General features: G+C 72.2%; 7 protein-coding genes. 4 read left to right on the forward strand and 3 right to left on the reverse strand.

Translation table 11 applies throughout. The annotated features are described in order from the left end of the window. Window positions 1–91: 91 nt before the first annotated feature. The 3 genes from HHX40_RS13265 (at window position 92) to HHX40_RS13275 (ending at window position 7,297) form a co-directional block, all read left to right on the forward strand. Entirely contained in the window at window positions 92–5,251 is a 5,160-nt protein-coding gene (locus HHX40_RS13265; protein WP_182880790.1) for a pentapeptide repeat-containing protein, read from the forward strand. A 3-nt stretch (window positions 5,252–5,254) separates the two neighbouring features. Continuing rightward, window positions 5,255–5,929, forward strand: a complete 675-nt coding sequence (locus HHX40_RS13270) for an SLATT domain-containing protein (RefSeq protein ID WP_182880791.1) — start codon at window positions 5,255–5,257, stop codon at window positions 5,927–5,929. Between the two features lie 165 nt (window positions 5,930–6,094). Beyond that, window positions 6,095–7,297: an ROK family transcriptional regulator gene (locus HHX40_RS13275; RefSeq protein WP_307801277.1), complete on the forward strand. Its 1,203-nt coding sequence runs from the start codon at window positions 6,095–6,097 to the stop codon at window positions 7,295–7,297. A 54-nt stretch (window positions 7,298–7,351) separates the two neighbouring features. Here HHX40_RS13275 and HHX40_RS13280 read toward each other — a convergent pair whose 3' ends face one another. The 3 genes from HHX40_RS13280 to HHX40_RS13290 all read right to left on the reverse strand — a co-directional run bounded on the left by HHX40_RS13280 (window position 7,352) and on the right by HHX40_RS13290 (window position 11,327). Next, window positions 7,352–8,233 carry a hypothetical protein gene (locus HHX40_RS13280; protein ID WP_182880793.1) on the reverse strand — a complete coding sequence of 294 codons (882 nt, stop codon included), beginning with the start codon at window positions 8,231–8,233 and terminating at the stop codon, window positions 7,352–7,354. Window positions 8,234–8,326: 93 nt separating this feature from the next. Next, window positions 8,327–9,838, reverse strand: coding sequence for an SMP-30/gluconolactonase/LRE family protein (locus HHX40_RS13285; protein ID WP_220499028.1), 1,512 nt, complete (start codon window positions 9,836–9,838; stop codon window positions 8,327–8,329). Window positions 9,839–10,262: 424 nt separating this feature from the next. Beyond that, complete coding sequence (locus HHX40_RS13290) at window positions 10,263–11,327, reverse strand: GNAT family N-acetyltransferase (protein ID WP_182874474.1); 1,065 nt, start codon at window positions 11,325–11,327, stop codon at window positions 10,263–10,265. 195 nt (window positions 11,328–11,522) lie between these two features. On the opposite strand from HHX40_RS13290, the gene HHX40_RS13295 reads away from it, so the two are divergent. Next, a complete protein-coding gene (locus HHX40_RS13295) occupies window positions 11,523–12,920 on the forward strand; it encodes an NAD(P)/FAD-dependent oxidoreductase (protein WP_182880794.1) in 1,398 nt (465 codons plus the stop codon). Window positions 12,921–12,950: the final 30 nt, after the last annotated feature.

Raw genomic sequence — 12,950 nt, forward strand, 5'->3', positions numbered from 1 at the left:
GCGCGAATCCTCATTTATGGAGTCTCACCGCCAGCAGGACAATTGTGGTTAGAATTTCCGCCCGGTAGCGATTCGCGTAGCGGGAGGTGTGGTGGCGGAGCGGCGCGCGATAACGGTGCTGCACGTGTCGGACACCCAGTTCGGTGCCCACCACCGGCACGGCGCCGAGGGCGTCACCGAGCAGGACCGGACGTACTCCTCGCTGGCGGCACGGCTTCTCGCCGACGTCAAGCGGTTGCGCGAGGAGCGCGGCGTCTCCCCCGATCTCGTCGTCGCCTCGGGCGACCTCGCGGAATGGGCACGCCCCGCCGAATTCGACCAGTTTTATAACTTTCTGACCGAACTCGCCTCCGGGCTCGGACTGAGCCGGTCGCGCGTGGCCATGGTGCCCGGAAACCACGACGTCAACTGGAAGAAGTGCGAGGCGTATTTCCTGAACTGTCAGGGCGACGACACCGAGCCGGTCCCGCCGTTCTGGCCGAAATGGGAGCCGTACGCCCAGATGTTCACCCGGTTCTACGACGGCGTCCCGGGGGTCTCGTTCGCCCGTGACCAGCCGTGGACGCTGTTCGAGGTGCCGGAACTGAAGACCGTGATCGCCGGGCTCAACTCGACCATGGCCGAGAGCCACCGCGACGAGGACCACTACGGCTACTGCGGCGAGGCGCAACTGCGGGCGTTCGCCGAGCTGCTGTCCGCCTTCGAGCGGGAGGGCTGGCTGCGGATCGGCGTGATGCACCACAACCCGGTCATCGACAACGAGAGGGACGACGCCTTCCTCCGGGACCGGGCGGCCTTCCGCGAGATCCTCGCGCCTCGCCTGCACATGCTGCTGCACGGCCACACCCACCAGGGCCGGGCGGAGGGTTTCGGGCCCGACTTCCTGCCCGTGCTCTGCTCCGGCAGCGCCGGCGTGCGGCAGAGCGCCCGGCCGGACGACGTGCCCAACCAGTACCAGCTCGTCGAGATCACCCGGACCGGGCTGCGGGTCCACGGCCGGCGCTACAACCCGGATCGGCTGCGCTGGGAGGCCGACACCGCGATCGGACGCGACCCCGACCAGTCCGTGCTGGCGATCGACCGGCCGCTGCGGGAGGCGCACGCCGCCTTCCCCGACCCCGAGCGGGACGGACCCGGACCGGACGACGGCGCATCGTTCGCCGCTCGGTTCATCGAGCAGGGCCTGCGGCGTGACGACCTGCTCTCACGGGTGCGCCGCGTGTGCGAGTTGCGCCACCCCGATGCCGGGGTGGACGAGGTCCGCAACGGTACGACCCGGACATACCTGCGGGTCGCCCGGTCCGACGGTCGCCACGTGTCGATGTTCCCGGTCGGCGTGCACGCGGGACGTCCCGGCCGGGAGGAGGCCGAGACCTTCCTTGCCGAGGTCGACGCCCTCTATCGAGCGGGTGACCCGTACCTGACGTCGTTCCTCGTCTACGACGGTGAGCCCGTGCCGGACGAGCTCCGCCGGTGGGCGGAACTGCGCGGGCTCCAGCTTCAGAGCCTGGCGAGATTCCAGGGCATGGACGCGCTGCGCCCGTACGCCGACCGTCAGGCGAGGCGGCTGGCGGGCAGCGGCGTCTACCCGCCCGGGCTGTTCGTCCCCCAACGCTTCGTGGTCGTACGCGGCGGGGGCGGCGCGACACCGGCCCCGGCCGAGCCGGAGGTCGACCTGCTGGAGCGGCTGCGCGAGTGGGTCGCGGACCACGAGGGCAGGTTCGTCGTCGTCCTGGGCGACTTCGGCTACGGCAAGACGTTCCTGTTACGCGAGCTCACCCGGCTGGTGCAGGAGGAGGGCCGGCCTCCGGTCATCCCGATCCTGATCCAGCTCCGGGAGCTGGAGAAGGCCCACAGCCTGGACGAACTGCTGGCCGCCCACCTGACGGCGGGAGGCGAGGAGGTGATCGACCTCCAGCGGCTGCGCTACCTCATCGAGGAGGGCCGCGTGCTGCTGCTCTTCGACGGCTTCGACGAACTGGCCCTGCGGATCACCTACGACCAGGCGGCCGAGCACCTGAAGTCGCTGGTCCAGGCGGCCCGGGGACGCGCGAAGGTCGTGCTGACCAGCCGGACCCAGCACTTCCTGTCCGAGCGCCAGGTGGAGACCGCGTTGTCCGCCCAGCTCTCCGGGCTGCCCGGCCACCGCCTGGTCAAGCTGCTCGAGTTCGACGACGTGCAGATCCTGAAGTTCCTCACCCGGCAGATGGCAGGGGACGAGGACCGGGCCCGCGCCCGGCTCACGCTGCTGGACGACGTCCGCGACCTGCTGGGGCTGTCACGCAACCCCCGCATGCTGAGCTTCATCGCACGCCTCGACGAACGCCGGCTGCGCGAGATCCGCGACCACGAAGGGGAGATCAGCGCGGCCCGGCTCTACCGTGAGCTGCTCCAGCAGTGGCTGGAGTTCGAGTTCGAACGGGCCCAGCCGCGCGGCGGGATGCGGGCGTTGTCGGTCGCCGACCGCTGGAACGCCGTACGCACCCTCGCGCTCCGGCTGTGGGAGTCCGGCGAGGACACGCTGGGGCTGGCGGAGCTGGGCGGTGCCGCCAGCGCCCTCGGACACCTGGCGGACCTGCAGATCACCCCCGAGCAGGCCTCGCACATGATCGGCTCGGGCACGCTCCTGGTCCGCACCGAGGGCGAACGGTTCACGTTCGTCCACCGGTCGGTCATGGAGTGGCTGGTCGCCGATCACGCCGCCGAGGTCCTCCGCGACGGCGGCGATCCCGGCGAACTGATCACCCGGCCGATCTCCGATCTCATGGCCGACTTCGTCGCCACCCTCGCCGGTCACCGGCGATCGGTCGCGTGGGCTCGTGCGATTATCGCCGATAGCGATTTTCCCGTCGGAATCGCCAAGGCGAACGCCCTGACCCTGCTGAGGAGGCTGCGCGTCCCGGTCAGCGACGGCGGCAGAGCGAAGGTGTACCTGCCGGGGGCCGACCTGCGGGGTCTCGACCTCAGCGGCATGGACCTACGTGGCGCCACGCTGTTCGGCGCGAACCTGGAGGGCGCCCGTCTCGACGGCGCCGACCTGAGTGGAGCGAACCTGATCGGAGCCGACCTCACCGGCGTCTCCGGCAAAGGCGTACTACTGATGGAGGCTCAGCTCGGCGACGCGAACCTGTCGCGCGCCCGGCTCCTCGGCGCCGATCTCACCGGCGCGGCCACTGAGGGCGTCGAATGGTGGCGTACAGCGCTCATCGGCGCCCGCCTGGACGCGCCCGAGGAGGTGGCCCGGGCCCACCCGGATGCCGCACTTCCCGGGCAGCCACCGCCTTCCCTCCAGTACGGTCCCGTACGCAGCGTGATAACCGATCTGGCCTGGGGTGGCCGGTCCTGCGACATCCTCGTCGCCGGTACCGCCGACGGGACACTCGCCGTCTGGGACACCCGCGCCGGACAACCGATCCGGAGCTTCGCGGGTCATACGGGCCGCATCCATGCCGTCGCGATCGATCCGGTGCACCCGCATGTGGCCACGGGAGGAGGCGACGGCAACATCCGCATCTGGAACGTCGCCACCGGCGCACCGATCCGCATGCTCGACGATCAAACCCTCCCGGTGAGCGCCGTCGCCTACAGCCCTGACGGCACCAGCCTGGCGACAGGAGGGTGGGACGGTCCCGTACGCGTGTGGGACACGACCAGCGGTGCGATGACGCGCGACTTCACCGCCCCCGGGCCCGTACACGGAGTCACCTACAGCCCCGACGGCACATGCCTCGTCGTGGTCGGAGACGACCCGTTCGTCCAAGTCCGAGACGTTGGCACCGGGCTACTCGTGTGGGATTTCGGCGACCTCGAGCCACTGTTCGCGGTGGCCTACAGCCCGGACGGAAAACGTATCGCCATCGGAGGTTCCATCGTCCAAGTGCTGGATGCGCGAACCGGCCTCCTCGTCTGGACAGCGAAAGGACACAGCGGCCGGGTCCGTGACCTGCTGTACAGCCCCGACGGCTCCCAGCTCATGGGCGGCGGCGAAGAGGGAGCCGTCTGCGTCTGGGACGCGAACACCGGCGAGACCATGCAGATGCTCCCCGGACACCAGGGCCCGGTGACGGCCCTTGCCCGCAGCCTGGACGGCACCGCGTTCGCCAGCGGAGGCACCGACGAAACCGTTCGGGTCTGGGATGCCGCGACCAATGTCTCCTCGGACACCCTGGACCCTCGCCTTCCAGGGATGCGCGCCGTCGCCCACAGTTCCGACGGCACTTGCCTGGCAACCGTCGGATACGACGGCGTTCCGCGCCTCTGGGACATCGGGACGGGTCGCGTCAATCAGATCTTCCCAGGACACCCGGGTGCCGCCGCGCTCGCCTACAGCCCCGACGGTACCCATGTCGCCATAGGCGGGATGGACGGCGTCACGGTTGTATGGGATACGGCGGCGGGTCGCAGCGTGGAGATCACCCAAGCGGGAGCAAGGTGGGTGAGCGCCCTCGCCTACAGCCCCGACGGTCTCCATCTCACCATCGCCACCGACAGCATGGTCCTTGTGTGGAACGCCACGACCGGCGGACTCGTCCGTGTCCTTCCAGGGGCCTCTCACGCCTGGAAGGGACTGGCGTACAGTCCCGACGGCAGTCGCCTCGCCGTGGCCGAAAGCACACAACCGATATGTGTCTGGGACACCGCGACCGGCCGCCTGCTCCGTGCGTTCGGCGGGCATGCCGACAGCGTGGTGAGCACCATCGCCTATAGCCCCGATGGCACCCGCCTTGCCAGCAGTGGTCTCAACCACGTCGTCGAGATCTGGGACGCCGAGACCGGCGAACCTTCCCTCATCCTGAGGGGACATGCCGACCAAGTACGCAACGTGGCCTTCAGTCCCGATGGCAGCCGCCTGGTCAGCGCGGGCGACGATCGAACCGTGCGGGTGTGGGACGCGAGGTCCGGCGACCTGCTGCACACGCTCCGCGGCCACCAGGGGTTCGTGCTGTCCGTCAGCCACAGTCCCGACGGCAGGCAGGTGGCCAGCGCCGGGAGTGACGGCACGATCCGGATCTGGGACGCCGTCGCGGGCGAGGCCGTGGCGACGCTGCTCCCGCTGCAGGACGGGTGGGCGGCGTTCAGCCCGGACGGCCTGACGTACAAATATCGCGGCACTCCCGGCGGCGCGTTCTGGTGGGCCGTCGGCCTGTGCACGTTCGCGCCGGGGGAACTCGACGAGTTCGTCCCGGAGTTGCGACGGGTGGACGACGACACCCCGCTGACCGCGCTCGCGAAGCCGTACGGGAAGGGATGACCCGTGCCCGACGAGACGACCGGCCCGGACCGGGACCGGCCAGGAGTCCTGCGGCCGGAGCGGCCACCGGGCCCGCTCACCCGGCGCAGGCAGCGTGACCTGGGCACGCGCCCGTTCCCGCTGCTGACGCCGGAGGAGTGGCGTGAGCCCGGCGCCGCGCTGCGGCGGATGTACGAGAGCGCGGAGGCCCGGGCGATGGAGACCGCCGACTGGTACCTGGACGACCGGGTACGCATGCGGCTGGCCTCGCAGGTCCTGCGCGGGCTGGCCATCCTGCTGGCGGCGGCCGGAGGCCTGCAGCCCCTCGCGGCCGCCGCGGGCGGGACGGCGGGCGCGCAACTCGGCGGCGGCAACCTCGCCTGGGGATACGTCCTGCTGGCCGGCGCTGGCGTCTGCGTCGCCCTCGACCGCATCCTCGGCCTGTCGTCGCGGTGGATGCGCGACATCACGACCGCGCAGAAGATCCAGCAGCGGCTGGTGGACTTCCAGTTCGACTGGGCCGACCTCAACGCCCGGGACGCCGTGGGTCAGGAGCCGGTCCCGGTGCACGACTACCTCGCGCTGCTGCGGGCGTTCCTCTCCGACCTCTCCTCGATCACCCAGGAGGAGACCTCCGAGTGGGTGAACGAGTTCCAGAGCGCGGTGGCCCAGCTCACCAACCACTCCGGCGACCGCTGAGCCGGCTCTCGCGGATATTCCTGAGCGGGACCCCGATTGGTAACCTCACGGGGTGGCAGGGTTCGGTGAGGCAGGGGCGACGGGCGCCTCCGCCCTGCGTCCCCGCGGCGCGGCCCGATGAGGGCCGGGAGCCCGCCGGGGTCAACAGGGCCACAGGGTCCGCCGGTGCCGAGAGGCGGCCGGACCCAGGAGGAGATCCGCCGCAGCAACCTCGGCGCCCTGCTGCGGCACGTCCACCTGAACGGCCCGGTCTCCCGCTCCGCGCTCGCCGGCCGGATGGGCCTGAACCGCAGCACGATCATGGCGCTGACCGCCGAGCTCACCGCCGCGGGCCTGGTCCGCGAGGAACTCCCCGCCGACACCCGCCGGGCGGGCCGGCCGTCGCTCGTGGTCCGGCCCGAGTCGGGCCGGGTGTACGTCCTGGCCTTCGACGTCCGGGTGGACCGGCTGGTCGCCGCCAGGGTGGGGCTCGGCGGCGTCATCCTCGACCGCAGGGAGGCGGTCAGGCGGCGACAGGCCGACGCCGATCTCGACGACGTCGTCGGCGTGCTGGCGGAGTTCGGCCGGGAACTGCGGCGCGAGGCCGATCCGGGCTCGGTGTGCGCCGGTGTCGGCGCGGCCTACTGCGGCATGATCCGGCCCGCCGACGGCACCGTCCGGTACGGGCCCTACATGGGCTGGGTCGACCAGGCGTTCGGCGACGAGCTCGCGGCCGGGCTCGGGCTGCCGGTCGCGGTGGGCAACGAGGCCCACCTGGGCGCGCTGGCCGAGCACGAGCGCGGGGCCGGCGTGGGCTTCGACAACCTCGTCTACCTGCACGGCGACGTCGGGGTGGGCGGCGGGATCATCGTCGGCGGCAGGCTGCTCGGCGGCGACGGCGGCTACGGCTGCGAGCTGGGGCACATGGTGGTCAACCCGTACGACGGGCGGCCCTGCATGTGCGGCTCGCGCGGCTGCCTGGAGGCGGAGGTCGGCGAGCACGCCCTGATCGACGCCGCCGGCCGGTCCGGCGAGCTCACCGGCCGCGAGGGGGTGCGGGCCGTCGTGGCGGCGGCCGGGCGCGGCGACGAAGCGGCCGCGGAGGCGCTGGAACGGATCGGCGACTGGCTGGGCATCGGGGTGGCCAACCTCATCAACCTCTTCAACCCCGGCCTGGTGATCTTCGGGGGCATGCTCCGGGACGTCTACCCCGGCTCGGCGGAGCACGTCCGCCGCCGGGTGGAGGCCAACGTGCTGCTCATCTCGCGGGAGCGGGTGCGGCTGCGCGTCTCGGCGCTCGGGGACGACGCGACGCTGATCGGCGCCGCCGAGCTGGCGTTCTCCTCCCTCATGACCAGTCCGCTGGAGGCTCTCGCCCACCTGCGCTGATGCCGGGCCGCGGCGGCCGACCGCGACCCGCACCCGCGCGCATGCCTGGTCGTCTCACTCCTCGGCGGACCGGGCGGCGTCGAGGGCTTCGCGTGCCTCGTCGGCGCGGAGACGGGCCGAGCGGGCGGTGCGTTCCGCGCCCGCCTCCTCGCGCCGGGCGGCGTCGAGCCGGTGGGAGGCGGCCTCCAGCTTGTCCTTCGCCCTCGCGAGCTTCGCCGTCAGCGTCTCCACCTTCTCCGCGCGCCGTCCGTGCTCGCGCGCGGCGTCGGCGTGCTCGGCCGCCCGGTCGGCGCGGCTCCGCTCCGCCTCGGCCGCCGCCTGCTCGGCCTCGGCGAGCGCGCGTTCGAGGTCCTTGACCCGTCGCTCGCGTTCCGCCTCCCCGCGCCGCCGTTCCGCCTCCAGAGGCTTCCTCTCCACCTCCCGGCTCTCGCCCGCGCGGCCGGCCCTCCCGGCCGGGCGTACGGGGGCCGGGGTGAAGCCGCTGTAGCTGAGGGGGCGGGTCAGCCTGCCCCGGCGCACCTGCTCGGCCGCGTCCTCGTCCACCACGGCGGCGTCGAGGGTCTGCTCGATCTCCAGGTCCGCCCCCGAACCCAGCGGATGCCCGGCCGCCTCGGCGTTCTCCCGTACGGACCGGACGGTGCGGGCGATGAGCAGGGTGCGTTCGCGGCCCGCCTCCGCGAGCGCCTCGGCGTCCTGGGCGCGCCACGCCTCGCGCAGCCGCCGCCCCAGGTCGAGCAGCGGATCGAGCAGCCCCTCCCGCCGGGCTGCCTGGTTGACCGCCCAGGCGACGACGGCCGGCCTGCGCAGCGCCTTGATCTGCTTGGCCAGCGCGGCGTCACCGGCGGCCTTCGTCTCCTTCGCCAGGGCGTCCCGGGCCGTGGTGAACTCCCCGGGCACCATGCCGTAGAGCCGGTCCGCCGCCTCGTCGAGGTCCACAGACCACGTGTACCTCAGTTCCCCCCGGCGTTCAAAGGTGTCGCCTCCGGTGTGAGGCGCCCGGCCGGGTCCGGACGCCTCACAGCGGGACTGTCAGTACGGCCAGCCGGGGACGTTCAGCCGGACGCGGTAGAGGCCGAAGTTGCCGGTGTTCCCGCCGCGGGAGGGCGTGCCCGAGGTGATGTACAGCGTCTGGCCGTCGGGGCCGCCGAAGGCGACGTTGGTGGTGTTCTGCCCGGCGGAGATGGTGCCGAGCTGCACGCCGGACGGCGCGTACACGTGGACCTTGCCGTCGTTGAAGGAGGCCTGGTACAGGTTGCCGGCGCAGTCGATGGTCACGCCGTCCGAACCGTTCAGGGACGCGAAGTCGGAGCGGGCGCCGACGCTGCCGTCGGAGTTGACGGGCCACTTGTAGATCTTGCCCGTGCCGTTGCCGCCGACGTAGAGCGTCTTGCCGTCAGGGGAGAGCGCGACGCCGTTCGGCTCCCGGATGGTGTCGTCGATCAGCGAGACGACGTTGTTCTTGACCCGGTACACACCGGTGCGGCCGGACATCTGGTCGGCCCGGTTGGCGCGCTGGAAGTCGGGGTCGGTGAAGTAGACGGTGCCGTCCGGGCCGACGGTGAGGTCGTTGGGCGAGTTGAAGGCCCGGCCCTGGTAGGAGTTGGCGACCACCCCCCGACTCCGGTCGGGCAGGTGGAAGGAGGAGACGCTGCGCTGGTCGTGGGTCGCGGCCAGCAGGGTGCCGCCGTCCCGGGTGAGGGCGAGGCCGTTGCTGCCGGAGTTGGGGATGAAGGTCGTGAAGGTGTTCGGCTCGGTGAACCGCAGCACGTCCGCGGGCTGGACGTTCTCCGACCCGGTGCCGTCACGCATGAGCGACAGCAGCAGGGTCTGGGTGGCGGAGTCCCAGACCGGGCCTTCCAGGAAGTTGAACCCGTCCCGGATCTTGGTGGCGGTCACCGACGACGACGGCAGCGGGTTGGGATAGGTCGCGCCCGGCGTGCACGGTCCGACGCCGGGGCGCGGCGTGGTCGTGGGGGTGACGCTCGGCGTCGGCGAAGGCGTCGGCGTCGGGCTCGGTGAAGGCGTCGGTGTCGGCGAAGGCGTCGGCGTCGGAGAAGGCGTGGGGGTGGCCGAGGGCGTGACCGTGGGCGTGACCGTGGGCGTGGGGGTCGGGCTGAGGGTCACGGGCCCGCTGCACATGAAGCCGTTGAGCCAGAAGGTGGTGGGGATCGGGTTGCCGCCGGTGATGCTCGCGGTGAACCCCATTCCGCTCGCCGTGCCGTTGGTGGGGATGGAGCCGTTGTAGGCCAGACTGGTGGCGCTCACGCGCGCGCCGGACTGCGTCCAGGTGGCGTTCCAGCCGGACGTGATCCGCTGCCCGGAGTCGGGGAAGTCGAACTCCAGCTTCCAGTTGCTGACCGGGTCGCCGAGGTTGGTGACGGCCACGTCGCCCTGGAAGCCCCCGCCCCACTGGCTGACGATCTTGTAGGTCACCTTGCATCCGGCGGCGGCCGCGGCCGGCGTCGTCACCGTCGCGACTCCACCGGCGACGAGCGCGGCGGCCAGCCCGGTGGCCGCGACGGTGGCGAGACTTCGTCTCATAGGGAAGTCCTTTCGGGAACGGCGACGGGCGGCTGCCGCCCGCGTGTCAGAGTGCCGTCCCGAAATTAAGCGACTGAGCAGGCGGTCGCGATCGGCCGCCCGGTGCGGCGTTCGCCCTGTGAGACGAGGTGTGGTTGTCTTTGTCGCGGCGGCCGGTCACGCGCGGCACCGGCGGCCCCCTCAGCCTGCGCGAACGCGACCGCCTTCGCACCGGGCGAGCCGATCGGCGGCCGGAAGGCGCCCAGGCCACGGCGCTGAAACGTTCAGCCCGCGCCGGGCGCGCCGGGACGTGCGCCGGCGCGGCCCGAGCGGTCCGGCGAGGTGCCCGGAAGCGGCTGATCCGCCACACGGCCGGCGACGGCGGCGACCGTCCTGGTCCGGTGCCCTGAGCAACACCGGACCAGGAGGACCACCCGTGAGGACGTCAGCTCGGGGATGCCGCCGCCATCACGCCCACGGCGATCCGCCCCTCCATCACACCGGGGTCCTCGGTATGGGTGAGCGACGCGCCGAGGGAGCTCAGCAGTCTGCGCAGGCGCATGTTGTCGAAGAGCAGGGTGACCCGCACCTCGGCGAAACCGAGGTCCCGCGCCTGGGTGAGGAGCATGCGGGCGAGCGTGCCGCCGAGGCCTCTCCCCTGCCAGCGGTCCTCCACCAGCAGTGCGATCTCCGCGATGCCCGGGTCCGCGGTGAACAGCAGGCTGGCGAGGGCCACCACCTGACCGTCGTGACCGGCGACGAGCGACTGCCCGCGGGCACGGTCGCACAGCCGGTCGAGCATGCGCGGCGGCAGGTTGGGGTTGGAGGTGAAGTAGCGGAACCTGCGTGTCTCGGGCGAGCAGCGTTCGTGCAGGTCGCGCAGTGCCTCGCGGTACAACGGGGTCAACGGCTTGACCTGCACCTCCGCGCCGTCGGCGAGCCGCACCGGCCCCTCGGCCGCGGACGGCTCGGCCGGCGGCTGCGCCAGCCTCACCATCGCGGCGGCGCGGGCCGCCTCCGTCAGGGTGAACGGGAGCCCGGCGCGGCGCAGCCGGATCGACCGGCGCGGCGCCACGGGCACCACCAGCAGCGTGGGGTCGGGAAGCTCCGGCGTCTCCCCCTCGTTCCGGTCGCCGGGACGCGCCGCGGCCGCGCCGTACACCCAGCGGGCGTCGTCGGCGCGCAGCAGCTCGCCCAGGATCTCCGGCAGGCGCCAGGGCGCCGACCGCAGCCGGGCGGCGAGCAGCAGCGTACGGGTCGGCTCGTCGGTCAGTTCGTGCGCGGTGGCGGGAACGATCCGCACGCGCCGCCCACCGGCCGCCTCCAGCGCCTCGCGTACGGCCTCGGGGGACGCCGGGATCTCCGTGACGAACTCGTCGACCGTGCCGTCCGTGTCGGGCTGCACCGAGAGGCCGAGTATGTTGCCGCCCCTGTCGGCCAAGGCCGCCGTCAGCGACGCCAGCCGTCCAGGCCGCTCGTCCACGGTCGTACGGATCCGGAAGAACCCCATCGGTGCCGCTCCCTCCGTTGCGCTGACCCTCAGCCTGCCGGAGAGCTGTTACGCGCTTGCTACACGGCGGTGAGCCGATCGTTTCCTTTTGGGATGGCACGTTACGACCATGGTTATCCGCACGACTCCTCCTGATCTGCCACGACATCCGTTGCCGAATGGCGACAAGGGAACGGATATAGCAGGATGTCCTGCATGAGCGCTCCCCTGTCTCCTGAGTTCGTGAACGGTGAGGTGTCCTTCTGGTACCGGTCGTCCGGGGTCCCGGCCCCCGGCGAGCGCCTGGACGGCAACACGCGGGCCGACGTGGCCGTGGTCGGCGCGGGCTACACCGGCCTGTGGACCGCCTACTACCTGAAGAAGGCCGACCCCTCGCTGCGAATCGTCGTGCTGGAGAAGGAGTTCGCCGGTTTCGGGGCCTCGGGACGCAACGGGGGCTGGCTGACCGGCGCGCTGGCCGGCTCTCCCGAGCGTTACGCGAAGACCCACGGCGCGGACGGCGCCCGGCGGCTGCAACGGGCGATGTTCGAGGCGATCGACGAGGTGATCCGGGTCGCCGGCGAGGAGGGCATCGACGCCGACATCGTCAAGGGCGGCCTGCTCACCGTCGCGCGCGGCCCGGCGCAGGCGCTGCGGCTGCGCGAGGAACTGGCCGGTCAGCGCGAGTGGGGCTGGGGCCCCGACGACGTCCGGCTGCTGTCCGGCGACGAGATGAACGACCGGCTCAGGGTCGCGGACGCGCTCGCCGCGACCTGGACCCCCCACTGCGCCCGGATCCAGCCCGCCAAGCTCGCCCGCGGGCTGGCCGCGGCCGTACGGAACCTCGGCGTGGACGTCTACGAGGGAACCCCGGTGACCGCCATCGCGCCGGGCCGGGCGGTCACCCCGTACGGCACGGTGTGGGCGGACCACGTGCTGCGCTGCACCGAGGGGTTCACCGCCGGCATCGACGGCCACCACCGCGACTGGCTGCCGATGAACAGCTCCCTGATCGTCACCGAGCCGCTGCCGGCGGAGGTCTGGGACGAGATCGGCTGGCGGGGCCGCGAACTGCTCGGCGACATGGCCCACTACTACATGTACGCCCAGCGGACGGCCGACGACCGGATCGCCTTCGGCGGGCGGGGCAGGCCGTACCTCTACGGATCGCGGATCGACGAGCGCGGGCACACCCACGCCTGGACCGTGGACGCCCTGTGGGACCTGCTGGTCGCGTTCTTCCCCGCCGTCGCCCGCTCGCGGGTGGCGCACGCCTGGTCGGGCGTGCTCGGCGTGCCGCGCGACTGGTGCTCGGCCGTCCACCTGGACCCGGCGACCGGCCTCGGCTGGGCCGGCGGCTACACGGGCCACGGCGTGACCACCACCAACCTCGCCGGGCGCACGCTGCGCGACCTCGTGCTGCGCCGCGACACCGGCCTGACCCGGATGCCGTGGGTGGACCGGCGGGTGCGCGCCTGGGAGCCCGAGCCGCTGCGCTGGCTCGGCGTCCACTCGATGTACCGTCTCTACCGGCTCGCCGACGCCCGCGAGAGCGGGGGCATGACCAGGACGTCCGTGCTGGCCCGGATCGCCGACAGGATCACCGGCCACTGACGACGTTCCGCCCGTACGTCTGTTCACCAG

It is taken from the genome of Microbispora sp. H10949 (assembly GCF_014161435.1).
Lineage (GTDB): Bacteria > Actinomycetota > Actinomycetes > Streptosporangiales > Streptosporangiaceae > Microbispora > Microbispora triticiradicis.

Excerpts from the sequence above, each read along its gene's own strand:
- HHX40_RS13295 (WP_182880794.1), top strand. The coding sequence starts at position 11,523 with ATGAGCGCTCCCCTGTCTCCTGAGTTCGTGAACGGTGAGGTGTCCTTC.
- HHX40_RS13290 (WP_182874474.1), bottom strand. The coding sequence starts at position 11,327 with ATGGGGTTCTTCCGGATCCGTACGACCGTGGACGAGCGGCCTGGACGG.
- HHX40_RS13285 (WP_220499028.1), bottom strand. The coding sequence starts at position 9,838 with ATGAGACGAAGTCTCGCCACCGTCGCGGCCACCGGGCTGGCCGCCGCG.